The sequence below is a fragment of the Thioalkalivibrio halophilus genome, assembly GCF_001995255.1.
GTDB lineage: Bacteria > Pseudomonadota > Gammaproteobacteria > Ectothiorhodospirales > Ectothiorhodospiraceae > Thioalkalivibrio > Thioalkalivibrio halophilus.
Map to the genome: position 1 here is coordinate 36,256 of NZ_MUZR01000058.1, position 18,195 is coordinate 54,450.

Genomic DNA, 18,195 nt, shown 5'->3' on the forward strand with positions numbered 1-18,195 from the left:
CCTTACTTGACCACGGTCAGGGACGGGCCGCCCTTGCGCCGGGGCGCCTCGTCGCCACCCTCGCCGCCATCACCCGTGTCATCACCGTCATCCGGCGGCCCGTCTCCGGGACCGGGGTCCGGATCCGGCCCGGGCTCGCTACCGAACATCATCCCCTGGCCGTTCTCGCGCGCGTAGATGGCCATCACCGCGGTCTGCGGCACGAAGACATCCATCGGACTGCCGGCGAACCGCGCCGAGAACGACACGTACTCGTCGCCCAGCTCCAGACCCTGCACGGCCGTGGGGCCCACATTCAGGGTGATCTTGCCCTGCTCGACGAACGCGTCCGGCACGGCCGTGCCGTCGACCGTGGCATCCACCAGCAGGTGCGGTGTCATGCCGTTGTCGGTGATCCAGTCCCACAGGGCACGCAGCAGATAGGGGCGGGAAGAAGTCAAAGACGCAGCTCCCGTTCGGCTTCGGTGAGGCTGATGGAGAAGGATTCGCGCCGGCACACCCGTTCGGCATAGTCCTGGATCGCCTGCGGCAGGCTTTCCAGTTCGATGCCCACGGCCGGCAGCCGCCAGATGACCGGGGCGATGGCCGCATCCACGATACTGAACTCGTCGCTCAGGAAGTACGGCTTGAGTTCAAAGATCTCGCCGGACGCGATGAAGCTCTCCTTGAGCACCTTGCGGGCCTTGCTGACCCCGGAACCCGAAGCCTTCGCGAGGTTGTCCAGTCCCTCGTACCAGTCGCGCTCGACGCGATAGAGCGCCAGACGCGCGGCCGCGCGGGAGACCGGATCCACCGGCATCAGGGGCGGATGCGGGAAGCGTTCGTCGAGATACTCGGTGATGACATGGGTCCCGTACAGGGCCAGATCCCGGTCCACCAGGGTGGGGACCTCGTTGTACGGGTTCAGGTCGGAGAGATCTTCGGGCATGTCGTCGGGCCCGAGATTGATCACGTCCACCGCGATGTCCTTCTCGGCGAGGATGATGCGCACCCGGTGACAGCGCACGCAGTCGTGTGCAGAAAACAGCGTCATAACGGAACGGCGGTTGGCGACCAGCGCCATGGCATTCTCCCTAGCCCGGCATGGGGTTCCGCCGGGTCGACGGTACAGGATGCCGGCGCACCCCGGGCATCCGGGGTGCGCCGACTACGGCTCGTCCCGCCTAGTGTACGTCCTTCCAGTATTCCTTTTTCAAGAAGTACGCCAGCACGGTGAAGAAGGCGAGGAAGATCATCACGAATACCCCGATACGCTGGCGCTCCAGCTGCACGGGTTCGCCGATGTACGACAGGTAGGTGACGATGTCGCGCACCGCTCGATCGTATTCGGTCGGACTCATGCTGCCGCTCTCGACCAGTTCCAGGCGTTCGTTGCCATCCTCGTCCTCGACCAGCTCCTGCCAGCCCTGCTTGTGCCACAGGACATGCGGCATGCCGACATTGTCGAAGACGGCGTTGTTGGCGCCCAGCGGACGGGACTCGTCGCGGTAGAACGACTTGAGGAAGGTATACAGCCAGTCCTCGCCGTGGATGCGGGCGGTCAGGGTCAGATCCGGCGGGACGACGCCGAAGGCTTCTTCGGCATAGTCGTCTTCCATGGCGATCTCCATCAGCGAACCGACACCCACCGGATCACCCTCTTCGTCGGTGACGAAGACGAAGTGCTCTTCCATGTGCTCTTCGGTCAGGCCGATGCCTTTGCCCACCCGGTTGTAACGCTCGTATTTGGTCGAGTGGCATCCCATGCAGTTGTCCGCGAACAGGCGGGCACCCCGCTGCAGCGCGTTCTGATTGGAGACGTCCACGTTGGCCGACATCAGGTCGCCATCGTAGCCGGCGGCGGAAGCCGCCGGCATCGTCAGCAGGGCCGCAAGGCCCACGAAGGTTGCAGCAATCAGCTTTTTCATCACGAAGTCACCCTTTGCGGAACGGCACGGTCACGGCCCAGTCCACGTGCGAACACGGGGGCCACCATGGTCACGAACAGATAAACGGTCGGGATGAGCCAGCCCCACATGATCAGGGAGGCCTCGTCCGGATCGAAGCGGACCACGTCGTAGAACGTGTAGATCGCGACCAGCACCAGGAACGCCAGGATGCTGAAGCCGGCCGAACGCTCCCGCGACAGGAACCACAGCAGGAAGAAGAACAGGAAGTACACCTGAGCGAAGCGCAGGCTCATGTCGCTGACCGCGGTGGTGGCCTGCTGCAGGCCGAGCCAGCCGAGGATCACGAACGCCACCACGAACACCGCCAGGTTGAACTTGGCCGCGAACGAGCGATAGCGCATCGACTTCACGGGGTTGCGATCCAGCCACGGGATGACGAACAGGATCACCACCGCGGCACCCATCGCGACCACGCCCAGGAACGGGTCCGGAATCGAACGCAGCACCGAGTACATCGAGGTGAAGTACCAGACCGGCGGGATCAGGTCGGGGGTCACCAGCGGATCGGACGGGATGAAGTTGTCCGCCTTGAGGAAGTAGCCCCCGCCCTCGGGCGCGAAGAACACGATGGCGAAGAAGACGATCAGGAACACGCCCACGCCCACGATGTCCTTCACCGTGTAGTACGGGTGGAACGGGATGCCGTCCTTCGGGAGGCCGTTCTCGTCCTTGTGGGCCTTGATCTCGACGCCGTCGGGGTTGTTCGAGCCCACCTCGTGCAGCGCGATGATGTGCGCGGCCACCAGCAGGATCAGCACCAGCGGCAGGGCCACCACGTGCAGCGCGAAGAAGCGGTTCAGCGTGGCGTCCGACAGCAGAAAGTCACCGCGGATCCAGGTCACCAGTTCCGGCCCGATGTACGGGATGGTCTGGAACAGGTTCACGATCACCTGCGCGCCCCAGTAGGACATCTGGCCCCACGGCAGCAGATAGCCGGCGAAGGCCTCGGCCATCAGCACGACATAGATCAGCATGCCGAAGATCCAGATCAGCTCGCGTGGCTTCTTGTAGGAGCCGTACAGGAGCGCCCGGAACATGTGCAGATAGACCACGACGAAGAACATCGAGGCGCCGGTGGAATGCATGTAGCGGATGAGCCAGCCCCATTCCACGTCACGCATAATGTACTCGACGGACGAGAAGGCGAGCTCCGCGTCCGGCTTGTAGAACATGGTCAGGAAGATGCCGGTGACGATCTGAATGACCAGCACCAGCAGGGCCAGCGAGCCGAAGAAATACCAGAAGTTGAAGTTCTTCGGCGCGTAATACTTGGCCAGGTGGTCGTTCCACATCTGGGACAGGGGGAAGCGTGCATCCACCCAGCCCAGGAAGCCGCCCTGGATCTTTTCGTCCGGATTACTGGCCATCAGACGGTCCCTCCTTCTTCGTCGTCTTCGCCCACCAGGATCACGTCGTCCGTGAGGTACTTGTACGGCGGGATCACGAGATTGGTGGCCGCCGGCATGTTGGAGTAGACGCGTCCGGCCATGTCGAAGCGGGAACCGTGGCAGCCGCACAGCCAGCCGCCCTGCCAGGCGGCCCCCATCTCGGGATCACCGATTTCCGGACGATAGGTCGGCGAGCATCCCAGATGGGTGCAGATGCCGATCACGACCAGGAACTCGGGATCGATCGAACGATGTTCGTTCTGGGCGTAAGGAGGCTGCTGCTCCTCGACTTCGGAGTTCGGGTCGCGCAGACGGTCCGTGATCCTGGACAGCCCTTCGATCATCTCGTCCGTGCGCCGGACCACCCAGACGGGCTGGCCGCGCCATTCGACGGAGATGCGCTGGCCCGGTTCGATCTCGCCGAGGGCGACCTCGACCGGAGCCCCGGCCGCCTGGGCGCGCGCACTCGGCTGCAGGGACGCCAGCATCGGTGCGGCTACTGCAGCCACACCGGCCCCGCCCACGACCGAAGTCGCGGCGACGAGGAACCGGCGACGGCCTCGATTTACGCCTTGGTTTGCCATGCTTGTCTCTCCAAACAACGTGTTGAAAGCGTGATGCGAGGATGCACCCGCCGGGCGCAGCCTGCTCGAAGGAGCCTTGTGGCTCTCTTGTTCGGACCCGACGGGCGGGCAGGAAAATCGTAATAGAATTCCCGAACACGCTAATAAGGTCAAGTACGACGCGGATCGTCGCGGCGTCGCAGGATCCGAGGCGCCCGCCGGCAGCAGACGGCTGCGGCCCGCGGCGCAGGGTATCAGGCCGGGTTGTCGAGATCGAGGAATTCGTGGGTCAGGTCGAACGTCCGCGCGCACCATTCGCCCAGCGCCCGCGGTCCGCCCCGCTCCGTCGCGTGGTGGCCGGCGGCCAGGTAGTGCACGCCCAGCTCGCGCGCCTCGTGCGTGGTCTGCTCGGAGATCTCGCCGCTGATGTAGGCATCGGCGCCCAGCTCGGCGGCGCGGGGCAGCAACGACTGGGCGCCCCCGCTGCACCAGGCCACGCGACGGACGGGGTGTTCGCCAGCGGTGACGAGCAGGGGCTCGCGCCCGAGGGCAGTAGCGATGCGACTGGCAAGCCCCGGGGCCGAGAGCGGCTCGTCCGGCGCGCCGACCAGGCCCACGCCGTCGTCGCGCAGCGTACCGTCGGCCACCAGCCCCAGGTCGCGTGCCAGGGAGGCGTTGTTTCCTACCTCCGGATGGGCGTCCAGGGGTAGATGGTAGGCGACGAGGTTCATCCCGCTCTCCAGCAGACGGCGGATCCGGCGTTGCTTCATGCCGGTGATGACCTGCGGCTCGCCTTTCCAGAAATAGCCGTGATGCACCAGCAGGACATCGGCGCCGCGCTCGGCGGCGGCCTCGATGGTGGCAGCGGAGGCGGTCACGGCACTGACCACGTGGCGCACCTCGGTGCGGCCCTCGACCTGCAGGCCATTGGGGCAGTAATCGGTAAACCGGGCAGGCTCGAGTTTGGCGTCGAGGCCCGCAAGCAGCTCGTCACGATGCATGGGAGGGACTCCGGTTCCGGCCGGGCCGACGACCCGGGCAAGGGGTTGGGACTGGGGGTGTCAGGATCACATGATCCGCGCGGGCAGGCGTGCACATGGACCAGTGTTTCCTTAAGCTGCCCCATATGGTGAATTTTTCTCGCTTCTTCCTGCAAGCTGCGGCGACCGGCGTCCTGATCGCGGTGGCGATCGCGGTGTTCTTCCCGGACTGGCTCGGTACCGGCGAGGACGGCACGACGGTGGACCGGGTGGCAACGCCGGCCGAGGATGCCACAGCCGCGCCCGCTTCCTATGCGCCGGCCGTGGAACGCTCGGCCCCGGCCGTGGTGAACATCATGGCCTCGCGCACCGTGGAGCCGGACCCGGGCATGCTGCTGGAGGAATTCTTCGGCCGCCGGGTCCCGCCGCCCGGCGAACGCGAGGAATCCAGCCTGGGCTCGGGCGTGATCATGACCGGGCAGGGGCACATACTGACCAACCATCACGTGATCGAAGAAGCCGAGGCGATCGCGGTGGTCCTGCCCGATGATCGGGCGCTGCCCGCGGAGATCATCGGGATCGATCCGGACACCGACCTGGCGGTGCTGCGGGTGGAGACCGAGGAGCCGCCGGTCGCCCCCCTCGGACGGTCCAGCGATCTGCGGGTGGGCGATGTGGTCCTCGCCATCGGCAATCCGTTCGGGGTGGGCCAGACCGTGACCCAGGGCATCGTGTCGGCCACCGGCCGCAACCGTCTGGGCATCAACACCTTCGAGGATTTCATCCAGACCGACGCCGCCATCAATCCCGGCAATTCGGGCGGGGCGCTGATCAATGCGCACGGCGAGCTGGTGGGGATCAACACCGCGATCTTTTCCCGCTCCGGCGGCTCCCACGGGATCGGCTTTGCGATCCCGGCGGATCTGGCCCGTGACGTGATGACCCAGATCATCGAACAGGGCTACGTAACGCGCGGCTGGCTGGGGATCGAAGTCCAGTCCCTGAGCCCGGACCTCGCCCGCTCGTTCGGTATCGACGATGCCCTGGGGGTGCTGGTCGCCGGTGTGCTGCGCGAAGGACCCGCCGCACAGGCCGGCATCGAGCCCGGGGACGTGATTACTCACCTCAACGGTGACCGGGTGGAATCCCCGCGCGATGCCCTCGACATCATCGCCCGCACGGCGCCGGGCGAGTCGCTGGGCATCCGCATCGAGCGCGCCGACGACCGCCAAGATCTGACCGCGGAGGTCGCCCAGCGCCCCATCTGACGCCGGCCACGCGCCCGCCCCCGGGGCGGCGCCGCCTCAGCGCCGCGCCAGCGCGGCCTCCAGCGCCTCGAGAAAACGGTCGTTGTCTTCCGGACGGCCCACGGTGACCCGCAGGTGGTCGGCCAGCAACGGATGCGCACGGCCCACGTCCTTGATCAGCACGCCCCGCTCGCGTAGCCCGGCGAACACCGCCGCACCCTGCCCCTCCCCGACCCGGAAGAGGACGAAATTGGCCTGCGACGGCACCACCGAGGTGACGCCGGCCAGCGCCTCCAGGGCCTGCAGCAGGCGCTCGCGCTCGGCCACGATCGCGCGCGCCTGGCCGTCCAGTACGTCACGATGATCCAGGGCAAAGCGGACGCTGCGCTGCGTCAGGGTGTTGATATTGTAGGGCAGACGCAGCCGGTCCAGCGCATCGATCCAGGCAGGCTCCGCCGCCAGGTAGCCCAGCCGGGTACCCGCCAGGCCGAGCTTTGACACCGTCCGCATCACCAGCAGGCCTGCGGTACCCCCGGCCTGTGGCATGAAGCTGTGTCCGGCGAACGGCGCGTAGGCCTCGTCCACCACGGTGATGCCGGGATTGGCTTCGATCACCGCCTGCACCGTCGCGGGGTCTTCCAGACGACCGGTCGGATTATTGGGATGGGCCAGGAACACGATCGCCGGCTGCTCCTCGCGGATCGCCGCCAGCAGGGCATCCAGGTCGAGGGCAAAGTCGGGCCGCAGGGACACGCCGCGGAAGGGCACACCCAGCGCGCGCGCCAGCACGCCGTACATCACGAATCCGGGCTCGGGCGCAATCACCGGCCGCCCGCTGCCGGCCACTGCCTGGATCAGAATCTGGATCAGCTCGTCGGAGCCGTTGCCGAACATCAGTCCGGCGCCCTCGGGCACCGCCTCAACCGCACGCACGCGCGCCGCCAGATCGCGCGCCGCGGCATCCGGGTAGCGATTGAGCTCGGGCTCGCTCAGGGCTTCCAGCCAGGCGGCCTCCAGCTCGCCCGGCCAGGGCCACGGATTTTCCATCGCGTCCAGCTTGAGCAGCCCCGTGGCATCCGCCACCGCGTAGGCCGGCTGCGCCAGAACCTCCGGGCGCATCAGGTCTTCCGGCCGGTCGTGGCGGCCCGCGCTCACGATTCCCGCCGCAGTTCCGCGGAACGTGCGTGCGCGGTCAGCCCCTCGCCATGGGCCAGTTCCGCAGCGGTGCGCCCCAGCCGCGCCGCGCCTTCGGGCGAACACTGGATGATGCTGGAGCGTTTCTGGAAGTCGTAGACCCCCAGCGGTGACGAGAAACGCGCGGTGCGCGAGGTCGGCAGAACGTGGTTGGGCCCGGCGCAGTAGTCGCCCAGGGCTTCGGAGGTATGACGGCCCATGAACACCGCGCCGGCGTGCCGCAGCCCGGCGTCCAGCGCCGCCTGCGGGTCAGCCAGCGAGAGCTCCAGGTGTTCGGGGGCGACCCGATTGGCCACCGCAACCGCATCGTCGAGGTCGCGCGCGGCGATCAACGCGCCCCGATTCTGCAGACTCGTGCGAATGATGTCGGCACGCGGCATTTCCTCCAGCAGGCGGTCCATGGCCTCGTTCACCCGATCGAGAAAGGCATGGTCCCAGGACACCAGGATCGACTGGGCCTGCTCGTCGTGCTCCGCCTGGGAGAACAGGTCGGCCGCGATCCACTCGGGATCGGTCTCGCCGTCGCAGACCACCAGGATCTCCGACGGACCGGCGATCATGTCGATCCCGACGGTACCGAAGACCTCGCGCTTGGCCGCGGCGACAAAGATGTTGCCGGGGCCGACGATCTTGTCCACCGCCGGGATGGTCGCGGTCCCGTAGGCCAGCGCCCCTACCGCCTGGGCACCGCCCACGGTGAACACCCGGTCGACACCGGCGACCGCCGCGGCTGCCAGGACCAGGTCGTTCAGCTCGCCGTCCGGCGCCGGCACCACCATGATCAGCTGGCCGACACCGGCCACCCGGGCGGGCACCGCATTCATCAGCACCGAGGATGGATAGGCGGCCTTGCCGCCCGGCACATACAGCCCCACCGAGTCCAGCGGGGTCACCCGCTGCCCCAGCACCGTGCCGTCGGCGTCGGTGAACTGCCAGTCCTGCATCGACTGGTGTCGGGCGTATTCGCCGATGCGTTCGGCGGCGGTCTCCAGCGCCTCGCGCTGCGCCGCGGGTATCGCCTCCAGCGCCGCCTGCAGGCGTTGCTGCGGGACTTCCAGCCCGGCGACCGAGTCGCGCTCCAGGCGGTCGAAGCGCTCGGTATAGCGCAGCACCGCGGCGTCCCCCTCGGCCTTCACCGCATCGAGGATCTCGCGCACCGCGTCGCGCACCCCGGCCTCCTCGCCGGACTCCCAGGCGAGCAGGCGCTCCAGTTCGGTTGCGAATCCGGTGTCCCGCGTGTCGAGTCGCTTGATCGAAGGCATGGCGTGTCCTCGTGCCCGGGCGTCAGGCCGGGGTGTTGTGCTTGCGGCGCGCGCGCACGGCTTCCGCCAGCCCGCGCAAGGTGGCCTCGGAGTCATCCCAGCCCATGCAGGCGTCGGTGATGCTCTGGCCGTAGTTCAGCGGCTGCCCCGGGAGGATATCCTGGCGCCCGCCGAGGAGATGGCTTTCCAGCATCACCCCGATGATCCGGCGATCCCCCCCGGCGATCTGCTCGCCCAGCACCCGCGCGACCTCCATCTGCTGCGCCGGGTCCTTGCGCGAGTTGGCGTGGCTGCAGTCCACCATCACCTGTTCGGGCAGCTCGGCCATCTGCAGCTCCCGGCACGCCTGGTCGATGCTTTCGGCATCGTAATTGGGCTGCCTGCCACCGCGCAGGATGATGTGGCAATCGTCGTTACCGGCGGTGGAGAAGATCGCCGAACGCCCGGCCTTGGTGACCGACAGGAAGTGGTGCGGCCGCGACGCCGAACGGATCGCGTCGATCGCCACCCGCAGACTGCCGTCGGTGGAATTCTTGAAGCCCACCGGGCACGACAGCCCGGAGGCCAGCTCGCGATGCACCTGGCTCTCGGTGGTACGGGCGCCGATCGCGCCCCAGGCGACCAGGTCGGCAATGTACTGCGGGCTGATCAGGTCGAGGTACTCGGTGGCCGCGGGCATGCCCTTGACCGCCAGATCGCGCAGCAGCCCGCGTGCCACGCGCAGCCCCTTGTTGATGTGGAAGCTGCCGTCCAGATCCGGATCGTTGATCAGGCCCTTCCATCCCACCGTGGTACGCGGTTTCTCGAAATACACCCGCATCACGATGTTCAGCGCATCGGAGAGTTCGTCGCGCAGGGGCTTGAGGCGGTCGGCATAGTCCAGCGCGGCATCCACGTCGTGGATCGAGCAGGGGCCCACGATCACCTGCAGGCGGTCGTCCTCGCCATGCAGGATCCGATGGCAGGCCTGGCGGGCCTCGTACACCGTGTCGGATGCCGCATCGGTGATCGGCAGTTCGTCGCGCACGGTGTCCGGAGCGGACACCTCCTGGATGTCACGGATCCTGAGGTCGTCGGTATCGGCGGTCATGGCAGTCTCGGTTACGTCGTCGCGGGCGTCACGGCCTCGCGCAGGTTCTCAATGAGATTTTGAATCAGTCCATGTCTCATCTTCATGGCTGCCTGATTCACGATCAACCGGGAACTGATGGGGGCAATCTCCTCCAGCGGCTCCAGGCCGTTGGCGCGCAGCGTATTGCCGGTATCCACCAGATCCACGATGTAGTCGGCCAGACCCACCAGCGGCGCCAGCTCCATCGAGCCGTAGAGCTTGACGATCTCCACCTGGCGTCCCTGGCTGGCGAAATAATTACGCGCGATGTTCACGAACTTGGTCGCGATCCGCAGGCGCGTGCCCGGGTCCGGCTGCTGCCCCGGGTGGCCGGCCAGCATCATGCGGCAGCGCGCGATGCCCAGGTCGAGCGGCTCGTACAGCCCGGCGGCCCCGTGCTCCATCAGCACGTCCTTTCCCGCCACTCCCACCGCGGCGGCACCGTGCTGTACGTAGGTCGGCACGTCGGTGGTCCGCACCACCACGATCTTCACGTCCTCGCGCGTGGTGTCGAGGATCAGCTTGCGCGTCTTGTCCGGATCCTCCAGCGGCTCGATCCCCGCCTGTGCCAGCAGCGGCAGGGTATCCTCGAGGATGCGCCCCTTGGACAGGGCAATGGTCAGGGTATTGGCGTCCATCATGTCAGGCAGGCTCCCGGCGAATCGTTGCGCCGATCTGGCTCAGTTTTTCCTCGATGCATTCATAACCGCGATCGATATGGTAGATGCGCTCCACGGCGGTCTCCCCCTCGGCGACCAGACCGGCGAGGATCAGGCTGGCCGAGGCGCGCAGGTCGGTGGCCATCACCGGCGCACCGACCAGCTGCTCCACGCCCTCGACGATCGCGGTGTTCCCCTCGATGGTGATCCGGGCGCCCATACGCTGCAGTTCCAGCGCGTGCATGAAGCGGTTCTCGAACACCGTCTCCACCACCGAACCGGTCCCCTCGGCCACTGTGTTCATGGCCATCATCTGCGCCTGCATATCGGTCGGGAACGCGGGAAACGGCGCAGTCCGCAGATTCACCGCCCGCGGGCGACGCCCCCGCATGTCCAGATCGATCCAGTCCGAACCGGTCTCCACCCGGGCACCCGCCTCGTCCAGCTTGGCCAGTACCGCGTCGAGCAGCGACGGCCGGGTGTTGCGGGTGCGCACATGCCCACGGGTCATGGCGGCCCCGACCAGGAAGGTCCCGGTCTCGATGCGATCGGGCATCACGTCGTAATCGCAGCCATGCAGGCGTTCCACGCCTTCGACCCGGATGGTGTCGGTCCCGGCACCGCGGATTTTCGCCCCCATCGCGGTGAGGCAGTCCGCCAGGTCCACCACCTCGGGCTCGCGGGCGGCATTTTCGATCAGCGTCTCCCCCTCGGCCAGGGTCGCCGCCATCAGCAGGTTCTCGGTGCCGGTGACGGTGACCTGGTCGAACACCACCCGCGCGCCCTGCAGGCGTCCGGCCCGCGCATGGATGTAGCCACCATCGACGTCGATCTCGGCACCCAGCGCCTCCAGCCCGCGCAGATGCAGATTCACCGGCCGCGAGCCGATCGCGCAGCCGCCGGGCAGGGACACCTCGGCCTCGCCGAAGCGCGCCAGCAGCGGCCCCAGCACCAGGATGGACGCACGCATCGTCTTGACCAGATCGTAGGGCGCAACACACTGGGTCAGGGTGGTGGGATCCACCTCGATGCGCATGCGCTCGTTCACCGTGAGGCTCACGCCCATGCGCCCCAGCAGCTCCATGGTGGTGGTCACGTCCTGCAGGTGCGGCACGTTGCCGATCACCATGGGGCTGTCGGCCAGCAGCGTCGCCGACAGGATGGGGAGTACCGCGTTCTTGGCGCCGGAGACCCAGACCTGACCGTCCAGGGGCTCGCCGCCGGTGATGATGAGCTTGTCCATGTATTGCCCGGTTCGCAAGCCGGGCCAGGAGCGGACCGGCAAAACCCGCAATGATAACGAAACTGCGTCGCCGGCGCGCGGCGCCCCGCCCCGGGCCAGTCAGTGGCAGCCGGGCGGATCCGCCGCCTTCGCCGCGGATTCGCTGATCACGCCCCGCAGGTCGTACAGTTCCAGCAGGGGCTCCAGCCGTGCGGGCACCGGCTCGAACACCAGGAAATGCCCCCTGTGCCGGGCCTGGCGCCACAGAGTCACCAGAAATGCCAGACCGGCACTGTCGATGCGCCCGGTGTCGCCCAGCGCCACCCGGGCATGTTCGGGCAGGCCCTGCCACAACGGGCGCACCTGGCGCTCCAGCCCCGGCACGGTCACGAAGGTCAGATGACCGCGCAGGACCAGGCCCGCGTCATCGGCGGTAATCCGGGCGTCGCTCACCGGTCCTCCGCGGCGTCGGTCTCCTCGGCCACGTCGTCCACCGCCTCCTCGATCAGCTCCTCGTCACCATCCTCCAGGCGTGCGATCAGCTCCTCGAGCCCGTTGTTGGCGATCTCGTCCCCGAAGCGGCTGCGGAAATTGCCGACGAAGGACAGCCCCTCGGCCTCCACATCGAACACCTTCCATTCGCCGTTGACCGGGCGCAGGCGGTAATTGACCTGCAGATTGGACTGCCCGGAGCCCATCACGATCTCGCTGGCCACCACCGCCATGCGGTCGTCCTCGCGCGAGCGCCGTTCGATGATGCGCACCTCCTTGTCCAGGTGATCCGCCAGCTGCACCCCGTAGACCTGCAGCAGGGTGGTCGTGAACGCCTCGGTGAAACGCTCACGCTGCTCGTCGGACGCATCACGCCAGTGGCGCGCCAGCACCAGCCGCGCCATCCCGTCCACGTCGACATGCGGCAGCACGTACTCGCGCAGCACCTCGATCACGAACTCGGGCTCCTCCTGCGCGCGATCTTCATTCTCGCGCAGGACCTTGTAAACCTCGTCCACCGAGCGCTCCATCATCTGCGCCGGGCTTTCGGCCTGGGCGGCCGGGGCCAGCGTCGCCAGCAGCAGGGCCGTCGCGGCCAGCCATGCCGGCGCGGTACGCGGGGAACGAACGAAATTCGGCAACAAACGCATGGCACACTCCCTCGGTATTGGGTGGCCAGGATGACTCAGTCATCCCCCATGTTGGTCATGAACCGGCCGATCAGGTTCTCGAGGACCACGGCCGACTGGGTGAACAGGATCCGGTCACCGTCCTGCAGGGTATCGTAGTCGCCACCCGGCTCCAGCGCGACGTACTGTTCGCCCAGCAGTCCTGCGGTATGGATACTCGCCTGGGTGTCCGCCGGCAAATAGTCGTGTTCCGAACGGATGGCCAGAGTCACCTTCGCCTCGAAGGCCTCGGGGTCGTAGCGGATGTCGGCCACGCGCCCGACCCGCACCCCGGAGATGTTGACCGGCGCGCGCACCTTCAGCCCGCCCACGTTGGAGAAGTAGGCGGTCACCTCGTAGGTGTCGCCGTCGCGGTAATCGGTAATGTTGCTGACCTGCACCGCCAGATAGAACAGCGCCGCCACGCCCAGGAGCACGAACACCCCGACGGCCAGCTCGACGAAACGCATCTTCATGGTTGCTTCTCCACTCCTCAGTTCCCGCCGAACATCAGCCCGGTCAGGATGAAATCGAGCCCCAGTACCGCCAGCGAGGAGACCACCACGGTCTGCGTGGTCGCGCGCGAGATGCCTTCCGAGGTCGGCGTGGCATCCATGCCCTGGAACACCGCGATCCAGCTGACCACGAAGCCGAACACGATGCTCTTGATGACCCCCGACATGACGTCCTCGTTCCAGTCGGTCACCGCCTGCATCTGCGAGAAGTACGCACCGCTGTCCACGCCCAGCAGACCCACCCCGACGATGTAACCGCCCATGACGCCCACCGCGCTGAACATCGCGGCGAGCAGCGGCATGGAGAGGAACCCGGCGACGAAGCGCGGCGCAAACACCCGGCGGTAGGGGTTCACCGCCATCATCTCCATCGCCGAGAGCTGCTCGGTGGTCTTCATCAGGCCGAGTTCGGCGGTCAGCGCGGAGCCGGCGCGTCCGGCGAACAACAGCGCGGTCACCACCGGGCCCAGCTCGCGCACCAGTGACAGCGCGACCACGCCGCCCAGGGCCTCGGCGGCACCGAAGTCCACCAGGGTGATGTAGCCCTGATACGCCAGCACCATGCCCACGAACAGCCCGGCAACCACCACGATAAGCACCGAGCGCACACCCACCGAGTAGACCTGCCACACGGTCAGGCCGAAGCGCCGCACCACGGCATCCAGCGCGGCGAAGATCCGCAGCAGGAACATCGAGGCCCGCCCCAGCACCGCCAGCGCATCCAGGCTGAAGCGCCCGACCGACGCGATCGCGTCAATCATGGTTGCGCCCTCCCGCGTCCAGCAGATCGTCCTGATACGAGGCCCCGGGGTAATGGAACGGCACCGGACCATCCGGCCGGCCTTCCAGGAACTGGGCGGACCAGTCGGAGGCCCGCGCCTGCAGCGCATCCGGCGGCCCGGCATCCACCGCGCGCCCCTCGGCGATCAGCACCACGTGATCGGAGATGCTCATGGCCTCATTCACGTCGTGCGACACCAGCACGCTGGTGAGCCCGAGACTGTGGTTGGTGCGCCGGATCAGGGTCACGATCTGGCCCATGGTGATGGGATCCAGGCCGGTGAACGGCTCGTCGTACATGATCAGTTCCGGATCCAGCGCCAGTGCCCGTGCCAGCGCCACGCGCCGGGCCATGCCGCCGGACAGCTCGGCCGGGTCCATGTCGCGCGCCGCGCGCAGACCGACCGCCTCCAGCTTCATCAGCACCAGGGTCCGCAGGATATCCTCGGGCAGCTCGGTGTGCTCGCGCAGCGGGAAGGCCACATTCTCGAACACCGACAGATCGGTCAGCAGGGCCCCGGTCTGGAACAGCAGCCCCATGCGCTTGCGCACCGCGTACAGCCGGCGTGTGGAAAGCCGCCCGATCTCCTCGCCATCGACCAGGATGCGTCCCGCATCCGGTCGCAGCTGGCCGCCGATCAGCCGCAGCAGCGTAGTCTTGCCGCTGCCGCTGGGGCCCATCACGGTCGTCACGCGCCCGCGCGGCACCTCCAGCGAAAGACCATCGAAGATGGGCTTCCGGCCACGACGGAAATGCAGGTCCTCCACCACGATGTGCGGCGTTTCGGCGGATGCGGACTGGCTCACATTCGAGTCTCCCGGGATGCGGACGCGGCGTCCCTCGCGGCGCGGCGCATGCATGGACGCCGGAGTCTGGCCCCGGCCGCACGGTGCGTCAAACCACCGTGTACATTGATCAGTGTTTCCCCAACAGTTTCGCGATGGTGCGCACACCGTCGAGCACGCCCGGCGAGGCCTCGAGGAACACCGGCACCGCCCCTGCGGGGCTGCATCCGGCCACGGCTTCCACCAGCACGCGCCAGTCGGCGGGATCCGGATCGCCCGCAGGACGCAGACGCCAGAACCCCGGCCCCTCTCCGGCATGGAGCTGCGGGTACCAGATCGCCTCGTCCACCCCGGGCAACCCCACGGATTCGCCCGGACCTGTCGCCTGCAGGCGTTGCAGGCCCGCGCCCCGCAGCCCGGCAACCGCCGCCTCGACGGCCGCCCCCGGCTCGAACGCGACCCCCTCGAGACGCTCGCCGAGGGTCGCGGCGAGGCGGGCCAGAGCGGCGGTCCCCGCCTCCGCGGGCACGTCCGCGGGCCAGCTGACGGTCACGCGCAGGTTGAGCGGCACGGCGTCGTCCCAGTCCCCGAACGGGGCGGAGAGCGCCCCGTCGGCCCCTAGCACCCCGGGCACGAACACCCGCGAGCGAAAATGGCCGAGATAGGCCAGTTGCCAGTCCAGCGGCAGACTGGCCGGGAAATACCCGTCCCAGGCCGGCGTACCCGGCCGGGCGACCGCGGCCGGCTGAAGCTGCACGCGTTTCCCTTCGGTTGCCGCGTCCGTTGGATCTCCTGCCGTCATGCCCCTCCCCCGTTGCGACTTGCCAGCACCCCGGTGGCGCGGCACAGTTTCCCGATGCACTTCGACCTCTTCCACGAGATCTCGGTCCCCGAATTCCTCGGTGTCGACGAACACCGCGCGATCGAGGATACCCTGGCACTGTGGGATCTCGCCGACACCCTCGGATTCAACACCGCGTGGCTGGTGGAACACCACCTGATGCCGGAGTTCTCGCATTCCACCGCGCCGGATCTGGTGCTCGCCGCAGCCAGCCAGCGCACCCGGAACCTGCGCCTGGGCCTGGGGGTCGTGCCCCTGCCCTATCACCACCCGCTACGAGTGGCACAGCGCGTCGGCATGCTCGACCAGCTTTCCGGCGGCCGCCTGGAGCTGGGCATCGGCCGCGGCTTCTCGCCGCCGGAATATGCCACATTCGGCGCCGAGATGAGCGAGGGCCGCGCCCGGGTGGATGCCGGCCTGGATGCCCTGCGCCAGGCCTTCGCCACCGGCCGCATCACCCAGCACGGGCCCTTCCACCACCTCGACGACGTCCCGGTGATGCCGGCACCGCTGCAGGACCCGCACCCGCCGCTGTGGACCGCCGCGGTCAGTCCCGAGTCGTTCACCTGGGCGGCGGAACAGGGCATCGGTGCGCTGGCCGGCCCGTTCAAGCCGTGGCAGATGATCCGCGAGGACATCCGCCTGTATCGCGAGGGCTGGGCCCATGCCGCCGGCGACACCCCGCACCCGCCCCGGGTCGGCATGACCCTCGGCGTGCTGTGCCTGCCGGACGGCAAGCGTGCCCGACGCGAGGCCAAGCCCGCGTTCGAATGGTTCTACCGCAACATGTTCCGGCAGACCCTGCCGGTGCTGGAACGCCTGATCGAGGGCTACGACTACTACCGCTCGCTGGGCCGCTTCCGCCACCTGGTCAAGGCCGGGATCAACCTGAAGATCCTCGACATGCTGGGCATGACGCTGGTCGGCACCCCCGAGGAATGCCGCGAGCGCATCGAGGCCCTGCGCGAGGCGGGCGTGGATCACCTGCTGCTGGCTTTCGGCGCCGGGGCCGTGCCGCGCGAACTGGCGGAGGAGTCCATGCGCTGCTTCGCCGAAGAGGTCATGCCGGAATTCCTCGATGGCCCCGCCCCGACCCGATAACCGCATGCGCGTTGCCGTCACCGGCGCAGCCGGTCGCATCGGCCGGGTCCTGCTGCCCGAACTGCTGCACACCCCGGAGGTGGAGCGGATCATTGCCCTGGATCGCGAACCGGCGGACTTCCCCGGGGCCGCGACCCTGCCGGCGGACCGCTACGACCTGCGCCAGAAGGATTTGGCGCAACTGACGCCCGAAGACCTCACCGGTGCCGATACCCTGGTGCATCTGGCCTTCCAGCTGATGGGCGGCCACGGCGGGCGCCGCCGCCACGATCGCGAATGGGTGCGCCGACAGAACGTGGAACTGTCGCGGTCGGTCTTCGCGACCGCCGCACAGGCCGGTGTGCGCCATGTAGTGTTCCTCTCCAGCGCCGCGGTCTACGGCCCGTGGCCGGACTCGCCCGCCCCCCTGGACGAGGACCAGCCGCTGCGCCCGCGCTTCCCCTACGCCGAGGACAAGGTCGCCACCGAACAGGCCCTGGAGGCCACGGGGCGCGACTATCCCGATCTGGTCTCCACCGTCCTGCGGCCGCCCGCGGTAGTCGGGCCGCATGCCCACCCGCTGCTGCAGCGGATCGCCCGCAGCCGCCTTCACCCGGCCGGGATCGACGCGCCGGTGCAGATCCTGTGGGAAGAAGACGCCGCGCGGGCAATCGCCGCCGCGGTCACCCGCCGCGCCCCGGGCTGCTTCAACCTGGGCACCGAACCGGTGTGGTCGCTGCGTGCCATGGCCCGTTACGGTCGGCGCCTGACCCTGCCGGTACCCGCCGGCCTCATTCGCAGACTGCACCCGCTGGCCTGGCGCCTGAGCGCACGGGCCGGTGATCCGGGCTGGGTGCGCGGGCTCGACGGCCCGCTGGTCCTGGACTGCACGCGCGCACGCCGGGAACTCGACTGGCAACCCCGGGTCACGACCCCGGAGTGCCTCGAGCGCCTGCGGGTCGGCAATCGATAGGGGGCGACCGGACCGCGCATGCTGCTGCCGCTGCTCGCCGTCGTCGGTGGTCTCGTGCTGCTCGCCGCCAGTGCCGATCGCTTCGTGTTCGGCGCCGCCGGCCTGGCGCGCGGGCTCGGGGTCTCGCCGGTGCTGATCGGCCTTACCGTAGTCGCCTTCGGCACTTCGGCCCCGGAGATCATCGTCTCGCTGCTGGCCAGCCTGCAGGGAGCACCGGGGCTGGCGGTGGGCAACGCGATCGGCTCGAACATCGCCAACCTGGGACTGGTACTCGGGCTGGCCGCCCTGATCGCCCCGATCATCGCCGGTCACGGGCTGGTACGACGCGAACTGCCACTGTTGCTGCTGGCCACGCTCGGTGTGCTGTTGCTGCTGCTGGACGGCCGGCTGGCGCGGGCGGAAGGGGTGATCATGCTGGCCGGCCTGATCGCGGTCGTGGTCTGGATGATCCGCGCGGCCCGCCACCCCGGCACGCCCCCGGAGTC

The 18,195-nt window shown here is 68.2% G+C and carries 20 protein-coding genes and 1 pseudogene; 4 read left to right on the forward strand and 17 right to left on the reverse strand.

The features are described 5' to 3' along the window. Positions 1-2 precede the first annotated feature (2 nt). The 6 genes from B1A74_RS12360 to B1A74_RS12385 all read right to left on the reverse strand — a co-directional run bounded on the left by B1A74_RS12360 (position 3) and on the right by B1A74_RS12385 (position 4,901). Positions 3-440, reverse strand: a complete 438-nt coding sequence (locus tag B1A74_RS12360) for a ClpXP protease specificity-enhancing factor (protein WP_018947386.1) — start codon at positions 438-440, stop codon at positions 3-5. After that, positions 437-1,063, reverse strand: a complete 627-nt coding sequence (locus B1A74_RS12365) for a glutathione S-transferase N-terminal domain-containing protein (RefSeq protein ID WP_018947387.1) — start codon at positions 1,061-1,063, stop codon at positions 437-439. Before B1A74_RS12365 ends, B1A74_RS12360 begins: the two co-directional genes overlap by 4 nt. Before the next feature lie 100 nt (positions 1,064-1,163). Further along, positions 1,164-1,907 carry a cytochrome c1 gene (locus B1A74_RS12370; protein ID WP_077244799.1) on the reverse strand — a complete coding sequence of 248 codons (744 nt, stop codon included), beginning with the start codon at positions 1,905-1,907 and terminating at the stop codon, positions 1,164-1,166. Continuing rightward, positions 1,907-3,316: a cytochrome b gene (locus tag B1A74_RS12375; RefSeq protein WP_019570425.1), complete on the reverse strand. Its 1,410-nt coding sequence runs from the start codon at positions 3,314-3,316 to the stop codon at positions 1,907-1,909. The genes B1A74_RS12370 and B1A74_RS12375 overlap by 1 nt, the downstream gene beginning before the upstream one ends. Next, on the reverse strand, positions 3,316-3,921 hold the full coding sequence (gene petA / locus B1A74_RS12380; protein WP_099049996.1) for a ubiquinol-cytochrome c reductase iron-sulfur subunit: 606 nt from the start codon (positions 3,919-3,921) through the stop codon (positions 3,316-3,318). Before petA ends, B1A74_RS12375 begins: the two co-directional genes overlap by 1 nt. A gap of 233 nt (positions 3,922-4,154) precedes the next feature. Next, positions 4,155-4,901: a Nif3-like dinuclear metal center hexameric protein gene (locus B1A74_RS12385; protein WP_018947391.1), complete on the reverse strand. Its 747-nt coding sequence runs from the start codon at positions 4,899-4,901 to the stop codon at positions 4,155-4,157. 125 nt (positions 4,902-5,026) lie between these two features. Between B1A74_RS12385 and B1A74_RS12390 the strand changes: the two genes are divergently transcribed. Continuing rightward, the gene (locus B1A74_RS12390; protein WP_077244806.1) at positions 5,027-6,148 is read left to right on the forward strand and encodes a trypsin-like peptidase domain-containing protein; all 1,122 of its coding nucleotides are present in this window, start codon (positions 5,027-5,029) and stop codon (positions 6,146-6,148) included. 36 nt (positions 6,149-6,184) lie between these two features. Here B1A74_RS12390 and hisC read toward each other — a convergent pair whose 3' ends face one another. From hisC to B1A74_RS12445, 11 genes are all read right to left on the reverse strand, one after another. After that, positions 6,185-7,246 carry a histidinol-phosphate transaminase gene (gene hisC / locus B1A74_RS12395; protein WP_244269215.1) on the reverse strand — a complete coding sequence of 354 codons (1,062 nt, stop codon included), beginning with the start codon at positions 7,244-7,246 and terminating at the stop codon, positions 6,185-6,187. A 32-nt stretch (positions 7,247-7,278) separates the two neighbouring features. Continuing rightward, positions 7,279-8,583, reverse strand: a complete 1,305-nt coding sequence (hisD, locus tag B1A74_RS12400; protein WP_018947394.1) for a histidinol dehydrogenase — start codon at positions 8,581-8,583, stop codon at positions 7,279-7,281. 22 nt (positions 8,584-8,605) lie between these two features. After that, positions 8,606-9,673: a 3-deoxy-7-phosphoheptulonate synthase gene (locus tag B1A74_RS12405; protein WP_018947395.1), complete on the reverse strand. Its 1,068-nt coding sequence runs from the start codon at positions 9,671-9,673 to the stop codon at positions 8,606-8,608. 11 nt (positions 9,674-9,684) lie between these two features. Beyond that, positions 9,685-10,335 carry an ATP phosphoribosyltransferase gene (hisG, locus tag B1A74_RS12410; protein WP_018947396.1) on the reverse strand — a complete coding sequence of 217 codons (651 nt, stop codon included), beginning with the start codon at positions 10,333-10,335 and terminating at the stop codon, positions 9,685-9,687. Position 10,336: 1 nt separating this feature from the next. Next, the gene (gene murA, locus B1A74_RS12415) at positions 10,337-11,596 is read right to left on the reverse strand and encodes a UDP-N-acetylglucosamine 1-carboxyvinyltransferase (RefSeq protein ID WP_018947397.1); all 1,260 of its coding nucleotides are present in this window, start codon (positions 11,594-11,596) and stop codon (positions 10,337-10,339) included. 99 nt (positions 11,597-11,695) lie between these two features. After that, positions 11,696-12,028 (reverse strand): STAS domain-containing protein, encoded by a 333-nt coding sequence (locus B1A74_RS12420; protein WP_018947398.1) that lies wholly within the window; start codon positions 12,026-12,028, stop codon positions 11,696-11,698. After that, the gene (locus tag B1A74_RS12425) at positions 12,025-12,717 is read right to left on the reverse strand and encodes an MlaC/ttg2D family ABC transporter substrate-binding protein (protein WP_024328193.1); all 693 of its coding nucleotides are present in this window, start codon (positions 12,715-12,717) and stop codon (positions 12,025-12,027) included. Before B1A74_RS12425 ends, B1A74_RS12420 begins: the two co-directional genes overlap by 4 nt. A gap of 35 nt (positions 12,718-12,752) precedes the next feature. Continuing rightward, positions 12,753-13,211, reverse strand: a complete 459-nt coding sequence (mlaD, locus tag B1A74_RS12430; RefSeq protein WP_018947400.1) for an outer membrane lipid asymmetry maintenance protein MlaD — start codon at positions 13,209-13,211, stop codon at positions 12,753-12,755. 17 nt (positions 13,212-13,228) lie between these two features. Beyond that, complete coding sequence (mlaE, locus tag B1A74_RS12435; protein WP_018947401.1) at positions 13,229-14,011, reverse strand: lipid asymmetry maintenance ABC transporter permease subunit MlaE; 783 nt, start codon at positions 14,009-14,011, stop codon at positions 13,229-13,231. Continuing rightward, complete coding sequence (locus tag B1A74_RS12440) at positions 14,004-14,891, reverse strand: ABC transporter ATP-binding protein (RefSeq protein ID WP_371180231.1); 888 nt, start codon at positions 14,889-14,891, stop codon at positions 14,004-14,006. Before B1A74_RS12440 ends, mlaE begins: the two co-directional genes overlap by 8 nt. Before the next feature lie 55 nt (positions 14,892-14,946). Further along, a complete protein-coding gene (locus B1A74_RS12445; RefSeq protein ID WP_077244801.1) occupies positions 14,947-15,573 on the reverse strand; it encodes a hypothetical protein in 627 nt (208 codons plus the stop codon). Between the two features lie 99 nt (positions 15,574-15,672). Between B1A74_RS12445 and B1A74_RS12450 the strand changes: the two genes are divergently transcribed. From B1A74_RS12450 to B1A74_RS12460, 3 genes and pseudogenes are all read left to right on the forward strand, one after another. Beyond that, on the forward strand, positions 15,673-16,758 hold the full coding sequence (locus B1A74_RS12450; protein WP_077244802.1) for an LLM class flavin-dependent oxidoreductase: 1,086 nt from the start codon (positions 15,673-15,675) through the stop codon (positions 16,756-16,758). A gap of 4 nt (positions 16,759-16,762) precedes the next feature. Next, on the forward strand, positions 16,763-17,710 hold the full coding sequence (locus tag B1A74_RS12455) for an NAD-dependent epimerase/dehydratase family protein (RefSeq protein ID WP_167769420.1): 948 nt from the start codon (positions 16,763-16,765) through the stop codon (positions 17,708-17,710). A gap of 18 nt (positions 17,711-17,728) precedes the next feature. Continuing rightward, positions 17,729-18,195, forward strand: a pseudogene (locus tag B1A74_RS12460) (calcium/sodium antiporter); the annotation flags it as partial.

Excerpts from the sequence above, each read along its gene's own strand:
- B1A74_RS12365 (WP_018947387.1), bottom strand. The coding sequence starts at position 1,063 with ATGGCGCTGGTCGCCAACCGCCGTTCCGTTATGACGCTGTTTTCTGCA.
- B1A74_RS12370 (WP_077244799.1), bottom strand. The coding sequence starts at position 1,907 with ATGAAAAAGCTGATTGCTGCAACCTTCGTGGGCCTTGCGGCCCTGCTG.
- B1A74_RS12375 (WP_019570425.1), bottom strand. The coding sequence starts at position 3,316 with ATGGCCAGTAATCCGGACGAAAAGATCCAGGGCGGCTTCCTGGGCTGG.
- petA (WP_099049996.1), bottom strand. The coding sequence starts at position 3,921 with ATGGCAAACCAAGGCGTAAATCGAGGCCGTCGCCGGTTCCTCGTCGCC.
- B1A74_RS12385 (WP_018947391.1), bottom strand. The coding sequence starts at position 4,901 with ATGCATCGTGACGAGCTGCTTGCGGGCCTCGACGCCAAACTCGAGCCT.
- B1A74_RS12390 (WP_077244806.1), top strand. The coding sequence starts at position 5,027 with ATGGTGAATTTTTCTCGCTTCTTCCTGCAAGCTGCGGCGACCGGCGTC.
- hisC (WP_244269215.1), bottom strand. The coding sequence starts at position 7,246 with ATGCGCCCGGAGGTTCTGGCGCAGCCGGCCTACGCGGTGGCGGATGCC.
- hisD (WP_018947394.1), bottom strand. The coding sequence starts at position 8,583 with ATGCCTTCGATCAAGCGACTCGACACGCGGGACACCGGATTCGCAACC.
- B1A74_RS12405 (WP_018947395.1), bottom strand. The coding sequence starts at position 9,673 with ATGACCGCCGATACCGACGACCTCAGGATCCGTGACATCCAGGAGGTG.
- hisG (WP_018947396.1), bottom strand. The coding sequence starts at position 10,335 with ATGATGGACGCCAATACCCTGACCATTGCCCTGTCCAAGGGGCGCATC.
- murA (WP_018947397.1), bottom strand. The coding sequence starts at position 11,596 with ATGGACAAGCTCATCATCACCGGCGGCGAGCCCCTGGACGGTCAGGTC.
- B1A74_RS12425 (WP_024328193.1), bottom strand. The coding sequence starts at position 12,717 with ATGCGTTTGTTGCCGAATTTCGTTCGTTCCCCGCGTACCGCGCCGGCA.
- mlaD (WP_018947400.1), bottom strand. The coding sequence starts at position 13,211 with ATGAAGATGCGTTTCGTCGAGCTGGCCGTCGGGGTGTTCGTGCTCCTG.
- mlaE (WP_018947401.1), bottom strand. The coding sequence starts at position 14,011 with ATGATTGACGCGATCGCGTCGGTCGGGCGCTTCAGCCTGGATGCGCTG.
- B1A74_RS12440 (WP_371180231.1), bottom strand. The coding sequence starts at position 14,891 with ATGCATGCGCCGCGCCGCGAGGGACGCCGCGTCCGCATCCCGGGAGAC.
- B1A74_RS12450 (WP_077244802.1), top strand. The coding sequence starts at position 15,673 with ATGCACTTCGACCTCTTCCACGAGATCTCGGTCCCCGAATTCCTCGGT.
- B1A74_RS12455 (WP_167769420.1), top strand. The coding sequence starts at position 16,763 with ATGCGCGTTGCCGTCACCGGCGCAGCCGGTCGCATCGGCCGGGTCCTG.